Origin of the sequence: Aliiglaciecola sp. (genome assembly GCF_039982535.1) — a bacterium.
Classification (GTDB): Bacteria; Pseudomonadota; Gammaproteobacteria; order Enterobacterales; family Alteromonadaceae; genus Aliiglaciecola.
In genome coordinates this window covers 44,221-63,327 of record NZ_JBDWYG010000024.1, presented here as the reverse complement: position 1 = coordinate 63,327, position 19,107 = coordinate 44,221, and the positions used below count along the sequence as shown (strand labels likewise).

The window sequence follows — 19,107 nt, the reverse complement described above, 5'->3', positions numbered from 1 at the left end:
GCATTGGCGCTAGTGGCAGCAACAGTGGTCGATAGAGCGAAGGTCAACATAGCGGCTTTAATAAGAGTTTTGTTTTTCATGGTCTTTCCTTAAAATTAATAATGAGTTAATGATTTCTAATTAGCTGAAAAAGTCGAGGATATTGCCGTACCAGCTACTTGTTTCTTCAACCGCGATAGGTGGCTTTTGCTTAGAACCAGCATTGGCGCTAGTGGCAGCAACAGTGGTCGATAGTGCTAGGGTCAACATAGCGGCTTTAATAAGAGTTTTGTTTTTCATGGTCTTTCCTTAAAATTAATAATGAGTTAATGATGTCTAATTAGCTGAAAAAGTCGAGGATATTGCCGTACCAGCTACTTGTTTCTTCAACCGCGATAGGTGGCTTTTGCTTAGAGCCAGCATTGGCGCTAGTGGCAGCAACAGTGGTCGATAGAGCGAAGGTCAACATAGCGGCTTTAATAAGAGTTTTGTTTTTCATGGTTTATCCTTAAATAAAGTAATGAGTTAATGGAGTTTAAATAGTTGAGATATTGGGGGCATTGCCGGAACAAACCCTTGGTTTATCTGTTTCGGCAAAAAGTGATTTTAGTTTAAAACCTGCGCGTGCACGACCAACCACATGGGAGGTGGATAGGACTAACGCAAACTGAATATGTTTGATTACGCTTTCGTGCTTCATTGTATTCCTTACATATTGTTCAAACGCAAATGTGGATTTAAATCCACACAGTGTAACAGTATGCGTTTTTTTTAAACAATTTTGCAGTAATTTATGCGCGAAGTAGTTTGGGAATGAGTAATTTATAGCTTTCGTAGAAAACTATCCAGATCAGGTAGGTATAGCAAAGTTGAGCTAAGTATGGATAAGCGGCCCAAATCAACATGACTTTTTTGAATTCAAATACACCGCGAATAATGTACTCAATAATCATAAATAGTTGCAGTGCAGCGAATAATGCATTGAGTTTATACATTTGCCAGTCGAGGTTGACAGACTCTACTTTTTTCTTGGGTAATAAATCAGACATGTAAGCAACACGCATGAAAAAAAGATGGCGAGCAAACAAATAAGATGACTGTAAAGTAATGTACCAGTAAATTTCTGGAGCGTCTCGTTGACTAAAAATCCAATAAAATTCGGCCGATATGGAAATAATCAGCCCTAAAAGCAGCAGTCTACTTGCTTTGTCGTATTTTATCTTCCAATAAACAGCGATGCTTAGGAGATAAAAAGATGCTTTGATTAAATCAGTAAATTCTAGTTCGCTAATAGACCAGGCGGTTTCTTCAACTAAGCGTTGTAGTACCAAAATAATCACTACGCCTAATACGTTGATATTTTTTCGGCATACAATTGCAGTAAAAACGAGGATGCAAATAAATAATCTATCAAATAAAAGCGGGTTGCCAAAAGTATACATACCCGCAAAGATAAAAAGCCCTCCTAGGAGGGCCGTAATCAATTTAGGTAAATAGTGGGAAAGTAACATCAGCTATGTGAAAAGCCGAAATAATCCATCACAGTTGAGAAAAAAGACTCTCTCGTTTGTTCTGAGGCCCTTTGACGACAAACAGACCACCATTTACTGATAACCTCTACACCAATACTATTCATGGTTTCAGGTTTGTCATTTTCTATAGCTGATACAGTTTCTCTGCTGATCCCAACTCTCAGACCAAGTTCTTCCTGAGTATAACCAGCTTCTTTTCTCAAAGAACGCAACTGCTCGCCGCTAAACCTCTTTCTTCGTGACATCGACATTTCCAATATAATAAAAATCGGTAAAAAACTTACCAGACCAAAATATAAGCTAAAAAAATCTAACAGTAAATCTAAAATTTCATTTTTTTACTTTATTTTTGCAAAACATGGACTAATTAGTCAAAAAAACTGAAAGTGCTCATAAGCTGCGGGACTTTTTCGCCTATCTCATATACAATTCGCGCCCAAAATTCTTTGAAATTATTTAGCTAGATTGAAGGGCCCATGTCATATCAGCAAGAAGTCGATAAACGTCGCACCTTTGCGATCATCTCGCACCCCGATGCGGGGAAAACCACAATCACTGAAAAAGTGCTTTTGTTCGGTAATGCATTGCAAAAAGCAGGTACTGTAAAAGGTAAAAAATCAGGTCAGCACGCTAAGTCTGATTGGATGGAGATGGAGAAGGAGCGGGGTATTTCCGTGACAACCTCGGTGATGCAATTTCCATATAAAGATCACCTAGTGAATCTACTCGATACACCAGGGCATGAAGACTTCTCTGAAGATACTTATCGAACATTGACTGCCGTGGATTCTTGTTTGATGGTTATCGATGCCGCCAAAGGGGTGGAAGCTAGAACCATTAAGCTGATGGAAGTGACTCGATTACGAGATACGCCAATCATAACTTTCGTGAATAAGCTGGATAGGGATACCCGCGATCCTATTGATCTTTTAGATGAAATCGAAGATGTAATGAAAATAAAGTGTGCACCTATAACCTGGCCAATTGGTATGGGTAAAGAATTTAAAGGTGTTTATCATTTACTTAGAGATGAAACTATTCTTTATCAAACTGGTATGGGACACACAATCCAAGAAGAACGAATTATCAAAGGTATCGATAATCCTGAATTGGACGAAGCCATTGGTAGTTATGCAGAAGAAATCCGTGAAATGCTAGAGCTGGTCAAAGGCGCTTCACATGAATTTGATATGCAAGAGTTTTTAGATGGTGAACTGACTCCTGTCTATTTTGGTACGGCTTTAGGTAACTTCGGTGTCGATCACATGCTAGATGGGTTGGTGGAGTGGGCTCCTAAACCCCAGGGTAGGGAATCTAATAATGGGCCTGTGTCATCTGAGCAAGATAAATTCAGTGGCTTCGTGTTTAAAATTCAAGCCAATATGGATCCGAAACATCGAGATCGTATTGCTTTTTGCCGAATTGTGTCAGGTAAATACGAAAAAGGCATGAAAATGCATCAAACTCGGATTGGTAAAGATGTGCGTATTTCAGATGCACTTACCTTTTTAGCCGGAGACCGAGCTTTGTTAGAAGAAGCCTATGCCGGTGATATTATCGGTTTACACAATCACGGTTCTATTCAAATTGGTGATACCTTCACTTGGGGTGATAAATTCCGTTTTGCCGGTATTCCGAATTTTGCACCAGAGCTATTTAAACGTATTCGATTACGTGATCCGTTGAAACAAAAACAACTGCAAAAAGGCTTAATACAGTTGTCTGAAGAAGGGGCTGTGCAGGTCTTCAGACCCCTAGTGAACAATGATTTAATTGTTGGCGCTGTGGGTGTCTTGCAGTTTGATGTGGTCGTGGCCCGTTTAAAAGCGGAGTATAATGTGGATGCATTATATGAGCATGTAAATGTCAGTACCGCACGCTGGGTCTACAGTAAAGATGAGAAAAAATTGGATGAATTTAGACGTAAGGCTGAAGTGAATTTAGCCCTCGATGGAGGTGATAACCTAACCTACATCGCACCCACTATGGTGAACTTAAATTTATCCCAAGAACGCTATCCGGATATAGAGTTCCATACTACTCGTGAACACTAATATTCACTAAATTATAAAGAAATTAAGTTTAAATTATGAATTTACATACTGTCTTATTAGACCGTTTTAAAGCTGCATTAGTAGCAATAGGTGCACCTGAAGACGCGCCAGCGCCATTGGCTAAAAGCACGCGCCCAGAGTTTGGTGAATATCAATTCAATGGCGCTATGGCGTTAGCAAAATTATTAAAGCAAAAGCCCAGAGATATCGCTACCAAAATAGTGGAAGCGGTGGAACTTGATGACGTCGCAGAAAAATTAGACATTGCCGGTCCAGGTTTTATCAATATTCACCTTAAGCCTCAATGGTTAGCCAGCCAATTACAAGCGGCCTTCGCTGACGAGCGTTTAGGAGTGGAAAAACAACCCGAGCAAACTGTTGTGGTTGACTATTCGTCTCCTAACCTTGCCAAAGAAATGCATGTGGGCCATTTGCGTAGCACCATTATCGGCGATGCCGTGGTCAAGGCCCTTGAATTTATGGGGCATAATGTTATTCGTCAGAATCACATGGGAGACTGGGGTACGCAGTTTGGCATGTTGTTGGCACACTTAAGCGACAAAATAGCCTCTAACCAAGTGGCGGAAACCGCACTTTCTGATTTAGAAGATTTTTATCGTGAAGCCAAAGTTAGGTTTGATGAAGAAGAAGGTTTTGCCGATCGTGCGCGCCAATACGTGGTGAAACTGCAAGGTGGTGATGCCCACTGTTTGTCATTGTGGAAAGATTTTATCGATATCTCAATTAAGCACAGTGAAGAAGTTTACAACAAACTAAATGTCTCCCTTACTCGCAAAGATATTATGGGCGAGAGTGCTTATAACGACGATTTGAAACCAACAGTTGATGAACTCATTCAAAAGGGCATTGCCGTTGAAGATCAAGGCGCGTTAGTTGTATTCATTCAAGAGTTAGCCAACAAAGATGGCGATCCGGCGGTTTACATTATTCAAAAATCCGGTGGTGGCTATTTATATTCAACCACAGATCAAGCTGCAATTCGTTACCGCTGTCAAACATTAGGGGCTGACAGAACCTTAATCTTTACCGATGCACGTCAAGCGTTGCACTTTAAACAAACTGAGATTGTGGCGCGTAAGGCGGGCTTCATTGCTCCTGAACAAACCTATGAACACTGTCCTTTTGGGATGATGTTAGGGCAAGACGGAAAACCCTTTAAAACGCGCAGCGGCAGCACTGTAAAGTTAGCTGACTTATTGGATGAAGCGGTTGAACGTGCTGAAAAATTAATGGCAGCCAGAAAATCTGATTTCAGTGCTCAAGAACGCCAAGAAATCGCCGAAAAAATTGGTATCAGCGCAGTTAAATATGCAGATTTAAGTAAAAATAGAACCACTGATTATATTTTTAATTGGGACTCCATGTTGAGTTTTGAAGGCAATACCGCCCCTTATATTCAATATGCTTACACGCGAGCCAATAAAATATTTAAAGATGGGGCTGGTGATATTACCCAATTTGTTGCCAATATTGAGCTGCAAAGCCCTCAAGAACGTGCTTTAGCAGTGAAATTATTACAGTATGTTGAAGCATTAAATTTACTGGTCAGTGAAGCGACACCGCACGTTCTATGTACCTATCTTTATGAATTGGCCAGCAGCTTTATGACCTTCTACGAAGCCTGTCCTATATTTAAAGATGGTGTGAGTGACGAGCAAAAGAACAGCCGAATTGCGATGTCTGCACTGACCGCTAAAACCATTAAATCAGGATTAGATTTGTTAGGTATCAGCACCTTAGAGAAAATGTAATTGAAGATGCTACATTTATAAAATCGCGGGATACATTTGGCGACTAACTGAAAAACCAGCCATTGTGCTTAGATCAAATAAAGGCAGTATCATTAATACTGCCTTTATCCTGTTTGCTATCTGTCCAAACGTCGCTAAATCCGGTAGAATCCACGCCCTAATTTAAAATACTCAAATAAGATTTATGTTTGAAATCAATCCTATACAAAATTTGCTAGCAGACGTTAGAGAACGTAATGCATTGCTTCGGGGGTATCTTTGACTTCGATCTTAAAAAAGAACGATTAGAAGAAGTTAGCCGCGAACTAGAAAATCCCGAAGTTTGGAATGAGCCATCCCGTGCCCAAGCTTTAGGTAAAGAAAAAGTAGCTTTAGAACAAGTTGTTGAAACTATTGAAAAACTTGATCAAGGTACCGAAGATGTAGAAGGCCTTATTGAATTGGCCGTTGAAGCTGAAGATCAAGAAACCTTTGACGAAGCTCAGGCCGAACTTGACCAGCTAGTTGAGCAACTGGAGTTGCTTGAATTTCGTCGTATGTTTTCAGGGCCGAATGATAGCAATGATTGTTATCTTGATATTCAATCGGGATCTGGCGGAACCGAAGCCCAAGATTGGGCGAATATGATTTTGCGCATGTATTTGCGTTGGGGCGAAGCCCACGGTTTTAAACCAGAACTAATTGAGGTTTCTGATGGTGATGTAGCAGGGATCAAGAGTGCTACCATCCGCTTTGCAGGAGAGTATGCATTTGGTTGGTTACGCACTGAAACTGGGGTACACCGTCTAGTGAGAAAGTCGCCCTTTGATTCAGGTAACCGTCGTCATACGTCATTTGCATCGGCTTTTGTTTATCCAGAAATCAATGACGATATAGAAATTGATATTAACCCAGCCGATCTACGTATTGATACATATCGTGCATCGGGAGCCGGTGGACAACACGTAAACCGGACAGATTCAGCGGTACGGATTACCCATTTACCCACAAATATTGTGGTGCAATGTCAAAATGACCGTTCACAGCATAAAAATAAAGATCAGGCTTTTAAACAGTTAAAAGCTAAATTACACGAATACGAAATGCAAAAACAGAACGACGAGAAACAAGCCATGGAAGACAGTAAGTCCGATATAGGTTGGGGCAGTCAAATTCGTTCTTATGTATTAGATGATTCGCGAATTAAAGATTTACGAACGGGTGTTGAAACCAGAAATACCCAAGCCGTTTTAGATGGCGACTTAGATAAATTCATTCAGGCCAGCTTAAAGTCTGGTCTTTAACAAATAGAGTCTTTTTACAGATTAAACACTTTCAGGAAAGTCGATGACTGACATTCAGCAAGATGAAAATAAACTAATTGCGGAACGCCGCAGCAAACTAGAGCAAATTCGTAGTGAGTGTAGCTCTAATGGTTTTCCAAATTCATTTAGACGTGAATTTTATAGCCAAGATTTACAAAACGAATTTGGCGAGCATGAAAAAGATGCCCTTGCTGAATTAGGCAAAGTGGTTAGTATCGCAGGTCGTATACTGGCGAAACGTGGTCCATTTTTGTTGCTTCAAGACATGACTGGGCGTATTCAATCATACGCAGCAAAAGATACCCAAAAAGATATTAAAGCCCGTTACGGCAGCTTGGATATTGGCGACATCATCGGCGTAAAAGGTGTGTTGCATAAATCTGGTAAAGGCGATTTGTATGTCAACATGGATGAGTATCAATTACTCACAAAATCTTTGCGTCCGTTACCTGAGAAGTTCCATGGCTTGGCAGATCAAGAAACCAAGTATCGTCAGCGTTATGTGGATCTGATCACCAATAATCAAACCCGTGATACCTTTATGATCCGCAGTAAAATTGTGACTGGCATCCGTAATTTCTTAACCCAAAGAAATTACATGGAAGTTGAGACACCTATGTTGCAGGTTATTCCTGGCGGTGCAACGGCCAAACCTTTTGTTACTCATCACAATGCCCTAGATATTGATATGTATTTACGTATCGCTCCAGAGCTCTATTTGAAGCGTCTTGTGGTCGGTGGTTTTGAGCGAGTATTTGAAATTAACAGAAACTTCCGTAATGAAGGTCTGTCAACTCGTCACAACCCTGAATTCACTATGCTTGAGTTTTATCAGGCCTATGCTGATTATCATGACCTAATGAATTTAACCGAAGACATGCTGCGCACATTGGCCCAGGATGTTTTAGGTAGCACTATTATCAAAAGCACTGAAAAAGACATTGAAGGCAATGTTATCAGTGAAGTTGAATATGACTTTGGTCAGCCTTTCGAACGCCTAACCATGAACGATGCAGTTCTGAAATACTGGCCTGAAGCCAATGAAGCGGCAATTAAAGATCCTGAAAATCACTTGGATGAATTAAAAGCCATGGCCAAACAGCTGAAAATTAAAGAGCCTGAAGTTGATGGTATCTGGGGCGCCGGTAAATATTTGTGTGAAATCTTTGAAGCAACTGCGGAAGAGAAATTAATTCAACCTACATTTATCACGGCTTACCCATGGGAAGTTTCACCTTTGGCCCGTCGTAATGATGAAAATCATTTTGTTACCGACAGATTTGAATTCTTCGTGGGTGGACGTGAACTAGCCAATGGTTTCTCGGAGTTGAATGACTCTGAAGATCAAGCTGCGCGCTTTAAAAAGCAAGTAGAAGAAAAAGATGCAGGGGACGACGAAGCCATGCACTTTGATGAAGATTACATTACGGCACTTGAGTATGGTCTTCCTCCTACCGCTGGTGAAGGCATAGGTATCGACCGTTTGGTGATGTTATTCACTGATAGCCCAACCATAAAAGATGTTATTTTATTCCCGCACATGAGACCTCAAGGCACTCAGGAATAACTCATCACATTCTAGTCAAATAGAGACTTATTCTTACTTGTAATAAGTCTCTATTTTTCTTATCTGTTCAAGTAAACTGCTATTTGCTGGGGTGGATACCGATAACTTTTCCCCTTGGCTCACCACATAACCACTGATGTTTTCAATTTCTGTTTGACGTTTATGCTGCACATCTTGATGCATAGACGAATAATTCGCTGCTGTCTTTTCAACTATTGCCATGCAATTGCTCACTAGTTCTTTCTGGCTAACAGGCAAATCTAAACGATTCATTAAAGTCGCAATTTCCGCGCTGACAGCCAAAATTGTGCTGCGATATTGTGCTTCGGCTAATTTCCCATTGGCAATGTCATGAATCGCAGTTAGTGGGTTTATCACTGAATTTACCGCCAACTTACGCCATAATACCTGCAATATATCTTCATGCCAGCTACAAGGTGGCAGCAGTTTTTCAAACAGCCCTTGGAAGTAGAGGTTGTCCTCGCTATTACGCAGCCAGCCTCCTTGAGTCGCGCCAATGCCGGTAATATTTACACCATCTGCTTGAGGTTTAAACGCGCCATAACTGGTGGTTGCAATAATAATGGGATTGTCCGGTACAAGCTGCAAAATATGCTGATGATCCACCATCCCATTATGTAATAAAACCAAAGGAACCTTAGTGTTAAGTTGTGGCTTGTATTGTTGGATAGCGGGAATAATTTGATAGGCTTTGAGGGGCAAAATAAACAGGTCACTATCAATTGAATCCGTCACTTGTTGATAAACCGGTTGCAAAACTGATGCTTGGTGCTGTGGTGATTGTTGTGAAAACTGGCAATGGATTTCAGTAGGGGGGGCAGAGCGAACAATAATACGATAATCGATTTGTAAGTGTTGGCATTGCAGTGCCAATAGGTTGCCGATTGCACCGTTACCTAGAATTGTTAACATGACCATGCCTTGCGTAACACGCGATATATTCTGGTGAAAATTTCAAGCAACAGGCACGCAAGCACAATGCCGATAAAGTCAGCATACAGATCTTCCCAACTGCCACTTCTATACGGAATTACGTTTTGGATACACTCACTTGCCACAGCAAATATGCTCAGCACAAAACCAATAATCCAATGATTAATGCGTAAACTTGCTGCAATTGAACAGGTTAATAGTAAAAAAATGCTAGCGTGTTGTATCTTATCGTAACGGGTGTCGAGGGGAATGTACTCTACCGGGATCACCGCAGCTATGGAAAAGATAAAGAAAATAGATAATCCTAAGACTACGCCCCAAGGGTGTCGAATATAGCGTTCAATCATGTATTCGACTTTTTAATATTTAATTGCGGCCAGGCTAAATCCCAAGGTGATAGTAATGCGGCTACTTTGGGGTTATCTGATGAGATTGCAAAGTGCTGCCCAGATTCTGGCATGCAGTTGATCTGAATGTGTTGCCCAGCATCTTCAAACGCTAAACCATAGGCATGAAGATAGGTGCGATCCGATGGTGTGCCCCCATAACTGCTATCGCCAACAATTGGACTGCTAAGGCTTTTTAACATCACTCTAATTTGGTGGGTTTTACCGGTATGAGGTCTAATTACAAATAGGCGTTGCCCATCACCTAACCCGGCACTAAAAAACTGTCCAGCGGCTGGCTGTAAAACTGATTTTTTAAGGGCCCATTTGCCATCACGTATTTTATGCATATCACCGATGACTGAACCCTGTTTTTTCTTTGGTTTTTTATCGCTGATGGCCAAGTAATATTTCTGAATTTTACGTTCAGCAAAATACTGACTTAACCGACTAGCAGCATTCACGTTTTTAGCTAAGATTAGTAAACCAGAAGTGACTTTATCTAAGCGATGGACTAACCAAAGCTTATCCAGTTGCAATTGCTGTTGAATAAGCGGCAAGATGCCAGATTGTGTCTGTTCATTTTGAACGGCTATACCTTCAGGTTTATTTATAACGACAAAATCATCATTTTCAAACACCACTGGGATCGATTTCATCAGCTCGCAGCCATAACTAACTAAGCGCTTCTATTGATAACATTCAACGCTTCAGGGTAATCCAAATCGTCAACCGCATTAACTATTTCTTGTTTGTCATTTTCTGCTATGGCGCAGTCATCAAGCAAAGAATTTAGCTTATCTGGGGTGACAAATTCATTATTTTTCAACATTTCAATTAATTCGTCACGACTGGTTTTAGGGGATACTCCTGAACCTTCTTGAGATGTTAAGTCATCGTTGGCTAGACTATTAATTTTACTCATTGTCGTATTAAGTAAATTTAGGAAATTCGCTTCGTGTTCAACAATATCAGCTTGATTTATCACACAACTTTCCAAATTCTTAGAGGAAATATGTAAAGCATTAAGTCCTAAGTTGCCAGAAACACCTTTAACGGTGTGAATGACTTCTTTATAAGCCTTGAGATCGTTAGATTGTTTTAAATTAGCCAGCTCATTTTCTAAGTTTTCGTATTGCTCATTGAACTTCAAGAGTAACTTAATCAGTAATGATTGATTACCACTTAGCTGCGATACCGCAAAATCTAAATCAATAATTTGTTCTTCTGTATTCATTTTCGTACTCACCTGACACATTTTCTAACAACATATTACTTTATTTGTGCCATCAAGGTAGACTTAATACACAAGGTTATTTAAAAATTCTCGAATAGAATATTAATAAAAGGCAGTATTGTGAAGAGACTCTTTTTGATAGTGGGAAGCGCAGCGTTACTTCTCACTGGGTGTTCCACTGAAAATCAATCTAATCCACAGGTTTTAATCGATAATCTCCCCGCTGGCATAAAACTAGTTGAACAACACTCAGCTAAAAGCGACGGCGAAGTTTCCATTCCCTTTAGCAAGTATCAATTAGACAACGGTTTGACCGTGGTTTTGCATGAAGATCATTCAGACCCATTGGTGCATGTGGATGTCACTTATCATGTTGGTTCAGCTCGAGAAGAGGTAGGGAAATCTGGTTTTGCTCACTTTTTTGAACATATGATGTTCCAAGGGTCGAAAAACGTAGAAGATGATGAGCACTTTAAGATCATTACCGAAGCTGGCGGCTCAATGAACGGGTCAACCAATAGCGATAGAACTAATTATTACGAGACAGTGCCGGCCAATCAGTTAGAAAAAGTGCTGTGGTTAGAATCTGACCGTATGGGTTTTCTACTCGACACTGTCACCCAAGAAAAATTCGAAATACAACGTGAAACCGTTAAGAATGAACGGGGGCAGAGTTACGACAATCAACCTTACGGTTTGCGCAGTGAGCGTAACGGTGAAACTTTATATCCCGTTGGTCACCCTTATTCATGGTCTACCATTGGTTATGTAGAAGATCTCGACCGAGTCACGGTCGAAGATTTAAAAGCCTTTTTTAAACGCTGGTACGGACCCAACAACGCCGTGTTAACCATTGGCGGTGACATAGATAAAAACAAAACCTTAGCTTGGGTCAAAAAATATTTTGGCAGTATTCCTAAGGGACCGACAGTGGATGCACCAGAAAAGCTGGCGGTGACATTAGAAAGCGATCGTTACGTAACCATTGAAGATCAGGTTTATTTACCGCTTATTCAATTAACTTATCCAACGGTGTATGTCAGACACCCCGATGAAGCGCCTTTAGACGTGCTATCGGATATTTTAGGAGGCGGTAAAACCTCACTATTTTATAAAAACCTAGTGAAAGATAATCATGCTGTGCAAGCAATGGTTTCCCATCCGTGTAGAGAGCTTTCTTGTGAGTTTCAGCTCATTGCCTTGGCAAATCCTGCTAAGTCTACGAAATTATCAGATCTACAACGACGTATAGAAGAATCTTTGCTTGAGTTTGAATCTCGTGGAGTTAGTGCAGATGATTTAGCTAGAACTAAAGCTAGTATTGAGTCTTCGACTATCTTTGGCCTACAAAGCGTTTCCGGAAAAGTATCAACCTTAGCGGCAAACGAAACTTTCGATGGCAAACCGGACTTAGTGCAATACGATCTCAACCGATACAATAATGTAACCGCCGAAGATGTTATGCGGGTTTATCGCAAATACATAAAAGGAAAGGCAAAAGTTGTATTGAGCATAGTGCCTGCGGGTCAAACAGAACTGGTGGCAAAAGCACAGAATTTTGAGCTTCCAGAACGCGATCTTACTACCACCACTGTCAATCAAAAAGTCAAAGCGCCAGTGATAGTGGATGATTTCGACCGTTCAATTATGCCAAAGGCTGGCCCCAACCCCACGGTTAAAGTGCCTGAATACCAGCGTACTCATTTTGACAATGGGATTGAAATGCTTACCCATAGCACGGATGAAACACCCACTGTAACTCTGCTACTGAGTTTAGAAGGGGGACCATTACTTGACCCAATTGAAAAAGCGGGGCTGGCGAGTTTCACTGCCGAAATGATGAATGAATCAACAACAAGCATGTCGAACGAACAAATGGCGAATGAGCTGGCCTTGTTAGGAAGCCAAATTAGCTTCAATGCAGGAGGGCGATATACACAAATTCGGGTAAATTCCTTAGTTCATAACTTAGATAAAACCTTAGCGCTGTTAAAAACCAAATTGTTTAAGCCTGCATTTTTGCAGGAAGATTTTAATCGAATTAAACAAAGCCTAGGGCAACAGATGCAGCAACAATTAAAAAATCCATCGGTGTTGGCTGCACGCGCTACAGATACCTTGTTATACGGTCAAAATAACCGCATAAGCTTGCCTGATTCTGGCAACTTGAATACCCTAAATAACATTGAACTGGAAGATGTTAAGGCGTTTTATCAACAGTATTATTCACCTTCAATGGCCAATTTAGTGATAGTTGGCGATATCGACCAGAAACAAATTAGTCAAGACATACAGTTTCTCATTGATTGGCAGGGTAAACCTTATCAAATACCTGAATATCAGCCATTTCCTGAGCATAAAGAAGCTAAAATCTATTTAGTCGATAAACCAGGTGCTGCGCAATCTGTGGTGCGTATTGTTGAGCTTGCATTGCCTTACGACCCTAGTGGTCAACAATTTAAAAGTAAGTTGATGAATTACCCGTTAGGCGGCATGTTTAATAGCCGAATAAACCTCAATTTACGTGAAGATAAAGGTTACACCTATGGTGCATCAAGTCGTTTTGTAGGTGGTAAAACCCTCGGACGTTTCCAAGCTTCGGCCGATGTTAAACAGGAAAATACCGGGGACAGCATCAAAGAGTTTCTGACTGAAATACAGCAGTTTAGTCAAACCGGAATGACTGAAAGTGAATTGTTATCAATGCGCAGTGCTTATACCCAAGCAGATGCTCTGAGTTATGAAACTCCGTCTAGTAAAGCCAACTTTTTGAATCATTTGCTCACCTATGATTTAGAGCGGGAATATCGAGAAAAGCAAGGTGAGATAATTAAAAATATAAGCTTAGAAGAGCTCAATGAGCTTGCCCGTTCTTTGCTTGATATTAACCGTATGCAAGTTATTGTAGTGGCTGATGCACAAAAGGTTAAACCACAATTAACTGAATTAGAGCGTGAAATTGTTGAAATAAACGTTTCCGAATAAAATTTGTTATTATTTGCTTAAACCTTAATATAGGGGGAGGGGATATGTATCTATTGGTTATTTGGCGATTTTTGCTTGAAAATCAAATATTTTTCCCCACCTTTAATATTCGATTTTTCATTAGGAATGTATTTTGACGTCTAGTTCAATGTCTTTTGCTGATCGCTTAGCGATCCTTCAACACGCAGATGTGCGTGCTACTTTGCCTCAAATTAAACACGGTGTTGAGCGTGAAACGCTTAGAATTAATGCCGATGGTGGCCTAGCGAAAACTCCTCATAATGAAAAATTAGGGGCGGCTTTAACCCACGACTTTATCACTACCGATTTTTCTGAATCTCTGTTGGAGTTTATCACTCCACCTGAGTCAGATCCCAATGTGACCATAGATCAACTTCGTGATGTGCATAAGTACGTAATCGAAAACATTGGTGATGAGCGGTTGTGGCCCATGAGTATGCCGTGTTTTATTAATGGCGAAGACAATATTCCCATTGCCAATTACGGTAGCTCTAATGTGGCAAAAATGAAGAGTCTTTACCGTGTGGGATTAAAAAACCGTTACGGTAGTATGATGCAAGCCATCGCGGGCGTGCATTTTAACTTTTCATTATCCACAGAGTTTTGGCAGCAATGGTTAGCTAACCTTGATGGGGCAAAAGCTGACAAACATAGCATCTCAGATGCCTATTTTGCCATGATCAGAAATTATCGCCGTTTTTGTTGGTTAATCCCATATTTGTTCGGCGCTTCTCCAGCTATTTGTGGCTCATTTATTCGCGGCAAAGAGACTAAGTTACCCTTCCAACATTTAGGTAAAGGGACTATGTACTTACCCTATGCAACCTCACTAAGAATGAGTGACTTAGGGTATACCAATTCTGAACAGTCGGGTTTGAATATCTGTTATAACCAGATGGATAGCTATATTTCATCAGTACGTAAGGCGATTAATACCCCGTCTGAAAAGTATGCTGAATTTGAAAGTAAAGAAGGTGAAGAATATCGCCAACTTAATAGTAATGTACTGCAAATTGAGAATGAGCTTTATTCACCCATTCGTCCTAAACAACCCATTTTACCATTAGAAAAACCCACTGATGCTCTTGCAAAAAGAGGGGTTAACTATATCGAAGTTAGGGCGCTTGATGTCAATCCGTTCAGTGATATCGGGATATCCAAAGAACAGTTTTATTTCTTAGATGTATTCTTAACTTATTGCCTAATTGCGCCAAGTGATTTTATGACCCAAGAGCAATATGCAGAAACAGAAAGTAATCTAAAAGCGGTTGTTGTAAATGGTCGAGATCCAGAGTTGAAATTAAGTGATGAAACTCAGTTGAAGTCTATCCCTCAATGGACAGAGAAGCTTTTCGCCGAAATGGCACAAGTGGCCACTGTATTAGATGAGGCGAATGATTGTAGTCTTTATTCACAAGCACTTGAGCAACAAAAGCAAAAGGTCGCAGATCCGTCATTAACGCCCTCTGCCCAGTTGTTAGAGATGTTAATTAGCGAAAACAAAGATAACGGTACTTTCGGTGTTGAATTGGCACAGAAGTACCGTGATGAATTACTCAACACTGATTATAAAGTTTATTCTGAAGCATCTTTTGAGCAGCAAGCGAAGGACTCTATTAAAATACAAAAACAGAGAGAAGAAGAAGATACCTTGTCTTTTGAAGAGTTTTTAAAAGATTACTTTGCCGCTCCTCAAAGTAATTATTTAACTAAATAATTACTAAAAGTAAGACAAAAAAATGCCTGACTCAAGGTCAGGCATTAAACTACTACCAGGGAAAACACACAATAACTTAAACACACATAGGTATAGAGTCAGTAGTAATGAGAAAGTTCATAAAAAATCCTAGTTTTTGCATAAAAACTTTCTTAGTTGCTAGCCTTTCTATATTTTTCGTAGGCTGCAGCACGACTCCGCCAAAAAATATCAGCAATCTTTGTAATATTTTTGAAGAAAAAAGCCACTGGTATGACGCTGCAAAAGATATGAACGAAAAATGGGGAGTGCCTATTCACGTACCTATGGCGATGATGTATCAAGAAAGTTCTTTCCGGCATGATGCCTTGCCACCTAGAGACTATGTGTTTTTTGGACTCATCCCATGGGGCAGAGTCAGCAGTGCTTACGGTTACTCTCAAGCAAAAACACCCACTTGGTCTGATTATATTAGAGAAACTAAAAATAGCGGTGCAGATCGAGATGATTTTGATGACGCCATTGATTTTATGGGATGGTTTATTTCGAAGACCTACAAAGTTAATGGGATCTCCAAATGGGACGCTTACGCCCAGTACCTTAATTATCACGAAGGCTGGGGTGGCTATAAAAGACGTTCTTACAATAAAAAAGCCTGGTTAGTTAAGGTCGCAAAAAAGGTAAACGCCCGTTCTCTGCGCTACGCGAGTCAACTTAAAAAATGTGAAGCCGAATTAGACAAAAGCTGGTTCTGGAAATTATTTGACTAATTCTAGCGACACAAATTTATCAATTGGTGTTCAGCTTGGCTGCAACTCCCACGTTTTTCAGACCAATATCTAAGGTTGAGAATAACCTTGAGGCGGCATTAGCACTTTTATTATCGTGGGCGCCATGCAATATTCCCTCACTTAATTTAGCCGTCGAATATTGGCTTTTGTGCGCCACATGTAATGGCAAGTAGCATAGGCCGAAATCTTTCCCACAACGCTTGTTAGACCATTTCTCTAAAATTGGTTTTAAGTGCTTTTCACTGCAGGTTGAATTTAAATCGCTGTGAATAACCACCAGATGGTAGTGACCTTTAATTGCTAAGGTAGCTCCAATTTGTTGACACACAGTTTCAATATTTTTAGCCACAGTTGATTCTTGTGGATCAACCTTGCCGATACAAACTAGGGTGACCTCGGTTTGTAATATGGCGTTGTGTAAATCGCTAGTTGCCACTAAGTTGCGTTTATTTCTGGCTGAGATAATCGCGGCTTCAAGTTCTGCGTCTTGGATGGGGGAGTGGTTTTGATTAATGCCATTTACTTTACGAGAGTCCATATCGACAGCAATCACTTTATGATCATTATTAGCAAAAGAAACACTCAGTAAACTGCCCATCAAACCCAATCCTATGACGCTAATACGCTCGTTTTCAGAGCCAACTTCTAATGCTGCAGTTGACGTCGCAGGGTGTCTGTAATTGTAGATAGGTCGCGTTCTAGCCTGACTTTGATGTGAGTGATACATGATAAATTACCTATTTAGTTCTTTAAAAATGTGTATTTAGCGTTAGAACTATAGGTGTCGCATAATTCATTCCATTGTTTAAAAGTCTATTTAAAACAGTGGCTTAGTGTTTTTACAGACTGATTTGACCTTTGTTTTGTTGCTTTTTGCCGACAGTTTTGCAAAAGAGTTGAAATTATGCGCAAATTTGTTGATCCAGATCAGTTCGTTTTCATCCCGCGATCCTATACTCATTGCATAAACTAATTAATCAAATTACATCTACATGAGGAAAACGACATGTTTGCATTATTATTAAAAGATCCAGTGGTTTGGGGCTCTCTATTAGGCTTATCAGTTGTAGTGGGTATTTGCGCTTATTACACTTACTTGTTTGTACACAATACTAGTCACGACTTATAAAGTTGAGTGTTTTGACAAGGCTTTCAATAGCTGGCTTTTGAGGGATCAGAATAAATCGGTAAATGATTCCGGTTGTTCTATCAGCACTAGAAGTGCGCCTTTGCCACCCCATTCTAAAGGGGCTTGGTGAAACCCTTCAACATCGGGATGCTGAACTAGCCAGTTTGGTACTGCGTTTTTTAAAACTAGCGAGCCAAGACCATGAACAATGCACACGCAATGGGCGTTCTGTTTCTTGGCCGCAACAATTAGCGCTGCTATCTCCAATTTCGCATTTTCTTTAGTCAATCCGTGTAAATCCAAAATTAAATCTGGCGGATATTCGCCTCGCCGAAGTCGTTTCACTTCATAACTCGGCTTCCCAGGCTTGATATATTTCAGCGGTCCTTGTTCAGAAAAGTAGGCTTCAAATCCATCGGAAAAATGAAACGATGCGAGTGCTTGCTTGGTTTCTATGTTTTCTTGCTGTTTTTTATGCTGTAAATGCGAAATTTTCTTGCTGGAAGGTCGCGGAGGCGTTATTTTGTCCTGCTTAATTGGCGCAACATCTTTAAATTCACCTCGAAATAGTGAATGGTCATCAGGCTCTGGTGTTTGAACTGGAGCAATAGATAACCTTTTAAATGGATTGTTGGGCTGCTTTTTCATGTTTTGTTATGGTTTATGCGTAATTTGATAGGCAATTTTATCAGAAGCATAGCAAAATACTGACTGGCACTAAACATCTTAAATAAGACCATTATATATGACATCAATTGACTCCATTGATTTGGAAAGTACCGCGACTGAACTCACTTCCATTTTAGACGTGGTGAGGTGGTCCATGAGCCAATTTAATCAAGGGGATTTATATTTTGGCCATGGCACGGATAACGCTTGGAGCGAAGCATTAACACTTGCTCTGCAAGTGCTGCATTTACCGCAAAATATGCCTGAAGATGATATTCGCATGTTGTTGCAATCTACGCTGACAAGTGCGGAAAAGAATCAAATTTTGGCCTTGGTAAAAAGACGTATCACCGAAAAAGTCCCCGTTGCCTATCTGACGAATCAAGCTTGGTTCTGCGGATTGCCATTTTATGTTGATGAAAGGGTGTTAGTACCCCGTTCTCCATTTGCTGAATTGATTAACCAACACTTTTCGTCATGGTTAGAATCAGAGCCTCAACACATTTTAGATTTATGTACAGGCAGTGCGTGCATTGCTATTGCTTTGGCTTATGAGTTTACGGAAGCTCAGGTAGACGCCGTTGATATCAGTGACGATGCTTTACAAGTTGCTGAAATAAACATCCAAGAACATGGCATGCATGATCAGGTGTTTCCGATTAAGTCAGATTTAATGGGGGCACTGGAAGGCCAAAAGTACGATTTGATCGTGTCCAATCCACCTTACGTGGATGCAGAAGACATGGCTGATTTGCCCGATGAATTTCAGCATGAACCTGAACTTGGTTTAGCTGCTGGAGAAGACGGTTTAGATCTGGTTGATCACATACTTCGACAAGCTGTTGAACACTTAAGTCCAGATGGCTGGTTGTTCGTTGAAGTGGGTAATAGCGAAGTGCATATGGATCATAAATATCCAGATTTGGATATTCAATGGGTTGAGTTTGAACACGGTGGAAGTGGCGTGTTTGTGATTAATCAAGCAACTCTTAAAGCCTATTGGGCTACACATAGTTAACCTTAGGAATTGA

The 19,107-nt window shown here is 40.4% G+C and carries 20 protein-coding genes; 9 read left to right on the top strand and 11 right to left on the bottom strand.

Features of this window, described 5'->3' with window-relative positions:
* Positions 1 to 120: 120 nt before the first annotated feature.
* From ABJV04_RS05230 to ABJV04_RS05210, 5 genes are all read right to left on the bottom strand, one after another.
* A complete protein-coding gene (locus tag ABJV04_RS05230) occupies positions 121 to 279 on the bottom strand; it encodes a hypothetical protein (protein ID WP_348490247.1) in 159 nt (52 codons plus the stop codon).
* A 40-nt stretch (positions 280 to 319) separates the two neighbouring features.
* Positions 320 to 478 carry a hypothetical protein gene (locus ABJV04_RS05225; protein ID WP_348490246.1) on the bottom strand — a complete coding sequence of 53 codons (159 nt, stop codon included), beginning with the start codon at positions 476 to 478 and terminating at the stop codon, positions 320 to 322.
* Positions 479 to 514: 36 nt separating this feature from the next.
* Complete coding sequence (locus tag ABJV04_RS05220; RefSeq protein WP_348490245.1) at positions 515 to 679, bottom strand: hypothetical protein; 165 nt, start codon at positions 677 to 679, stop codon at positions 515 to 517.
* 91 nt (positions 680 to 770) lie between these two features.
* Positions 771 to 1,319, bottom strand: coding sequence for a hypothetical protein (locus tag ABJV04_RS05215; RefSeq protein WP_348490244.1), 549 nt, complete (start codon positions 1,317 to 1,319; stop codon positions 771 to 773).
* A 170-nt stretch (positions 1,320 to 1,489) separates the two neighbouring features.
* Positions 1,490 to 1,756, bottom strand: coding sequence for a helix-turn-helix transcriptional regulator (locus tag ABJV04_RS05210; protein WP_303476523.1), 267 nt, complete (start codon positions 1,754 to 1,756; stop codon positions 1,490 to 1,492).
* A gap of 231 nt (positions 1,757 to 1,987) precedes the next feature.
* Between ABJV04_RS05210 and prfC the strand changes: the two genes are divergently transcribed.
* The 4 genes from prfC (at position 1,988) to lysS (ending at position 8,208) form a co-directional block, all read left to right on the top strand.
* Complete coding sequence (prfC, locus tag ABJV04_RS05205; RefSeq protein ID WP_348490243.1) at positions 1,988 to 3,565, top strand: peptide chain release factor 3; 1,578 nt, start codon at positions 1,988 to 1,990, stop codon at positions 3,563 to 3,565.
* Between the two features lie 35 nt (positions 3,566 to 3,600).
* Positions 3,601 to 5,337: an arginine--tRNA ligase gene (gene argS / locus ABJV04_RS05200; protein WP_348490242.1), complete on the top strand. Its 1,737-nt coding sequence runs from the start codon at positions 3,601 to 3,603 to the stop codon at positions 5,335 to 5,337.
* A gap of 184 nt (positions 5,338 to 5,521) precedes the next feature.
* Positions 5,522 to 6,620 (top strand): peptide chain release factor 2 gene (prfB, locus tag ABJV04_RS05195; RefSeq protein ID WP_348490241.1). Its coding sequence is split into 2 segments (ribosomal slippage): positions 5,522 to 5,596 and positions 5,598 to 6,620, totalling 1,098 coding nucleotides; the frame shifts between segments, so codons are not numbered across the junction.
* Between the two features lie 43 nt (positions 6,621 to 6,663).
* Entirely contained in the window at positions 6,664 to 8,208 is a 1,545-nt protein-coding gene (gene lysS, locus ABJV04_RS05190) for a lysine--tRNA ligase (protein WP_348490240.1), read from the top strand.
* 33 nt (positions 8,209 to 8,241) lie between these two features.
* On the opposite strand, the gene ABJV04_RS05185 is transcribed toward lysS, so the two are convergent.
* From ABJV04_RS05185 to ABJV04_RS05170, 4 genes are read right to left on the bottom strand one after another with little or no spacing between them, the layout of a single operon-like run.
* Entirely contained in the window at positions 8,242 to 9,141 is a 900-nt protein-coding gene (locus tag ABJV04_RS05185) for a 2-dehydropantoate 2-reductase (protein ID WP_348490239.1), read from the bottom strand.
* Entirely contained in the window at positions 9,135 to 9,509 is a 375-nt protein-coding gene (locus ABJV04_RS05180) for a VanZ family protein (protein WP_348490238.1), read from the bottom strand. The genes ABJV04_RS05185 and ABJV04_RS05180 overlap by 7 nt, the downstream gene beginning before the upstream one ends.
* The gene (locus ABJV04_RS05175; RefSeq protein WP_348490237.1) at positions 9,506 to 10,207 is read right to left on the bottom strand and encodes a TIGR01621 family pseudouridine synthase; all 702 of its coding nucleotides are present in this window, start codon (positions 10,205 to 10,207) and stop codon (positions 9,506 to 9,508) included. Before ABJV04_RS05175 ends, ABJV04_RS05180 begins: the two co-directional genes overlap by 4 nt.
* Positions 10,208 to 10,227: 20 nt before the next feature.
* The gene (locus tag ABJV04_RS05170) at positions 10,228 to 10,785 is read right to left on the bottom strand and encodes an Hpt domain-containing protein (protein WP_348490236.1); all 558 of its coding nucleotides are present in this window, start codon (positions 10,783 to 10,785) and stop codon (positions 10,228 to 10,230) included.
* A gap of 228 nt (positions 10,786 to 11,013) precedes the next feature.
* Here ABJV04_RS05170 and ABJV04_RS05165 point away from each other — a divergent pair, with 228 nt between their 5' ends.
* The 3 genes from ABJV04_RS05165 (at position 11,014) to ABJV04_RS05155 (ending at position 16,257) form a co-directional block, all read left to right on the top strand.
* Positions 11,014 to 13,770 carry a pitrilysin family protein gene (locus tag ABJV04_RS05165; protein ID WP_348490250.1) on the top strand — a complete coding sequence of 919 codons (2,757 nt, stop codon included), beginning with the start codon at positions 11,014 to 11,016 and terminating at the stop codon, positions 13,768 to 13,770.
* A gap of 148 nt (positions 13,771 to 13,918) precedes the next feature.
* Entirely contained in the window at positions 13,919 to 15,508 is a 1,590-nt protein-coding gene (gene gshA / locus ABJV04_RS05160) for a glutamate--cysteine ligase (protein ID WP_348490249.1), read from the top strand.
* Between the two features lie 107 nt (positions 15,509 to 15,615).
* Entirely contained in the window at positions 15,616 to 16,257 is a 642-nt protein-coding gene (locus ABJV04_RS05155; protein ID WP_348490235.1) for a hypothetical protein, read from the top strand.
* A 19-nt stretch (positions 16,258 to 16,276) separates the two neighbouring features.
* Here ABJV04_RS05155 and ABJV04_RS05150 read toward each other — a convergent pair whose 3' ends face one another.
* The gene (locus ABJV04_RS05150; RefSeq protein ID WP_348490234.1) at positions 16,277 to 17,005 is read right to left on the bottom strand and encodes an NAD(P)-binding domain-containing protein; all 729 of its coding nucleotides are present in this window, start codon (positions 17,003 to 17,005) and stop codon (positions 16,277 to 16,279) included.
* Positions 17,006 to 17,284: 279 nt separating this feature from the next.
* On the opposite strand from ABJV04_RS05150, the gene ABJV04_RS05145 reads away from it, so the two are divergent.
* Entirely contained in the window at positions 17,285 to 17,407 is a 123-nt protein-coding gene (locus ABJV04_RS05145; RefSeq protein ID WP_348490233.1) for a hypothetical protein, read from the top strand.
* Between the two features lie 45 nt (positions 17,408 to 17,452).
* Here the strand turns inward: ABJV04_RS05145 and smrB are convergent, their stop codons facing one another.
* The gene (gene smrB, locus ABJV04_RS05140) at positions 17,453 to 18,055 is read right to left on the bottom strand and encodes an endonuclease SmrB (RefSeq protein WP_348490232.1); all 603 of its coding nucleotides are present in this window, start codon (positions 18,053 to 18,055) and stop codon (positions 17,453 to 17,455) included.
* 97 nt (positions 18,056 to 18,152) lie between these two features.
* Here smrB and prmB point away from each other — a divergent pair, with 97 nt between their 5' ends.
* On the top strand, positions 18,153 to 19,094 hold the full coding sequence (gene prmB, locus ABJV04_RS05135; RefSeq protein WP_348490231.1) for a 50S ribosomal protein L3 N(5)-glutamine methyltransferase: 942 nt from the start codon (positions 18,153 to 18,155) through the stop codon (positions 19,092 to 19,094).
* Positions 19,095 to 19,107: the final 13 nt, after the last annotated feature.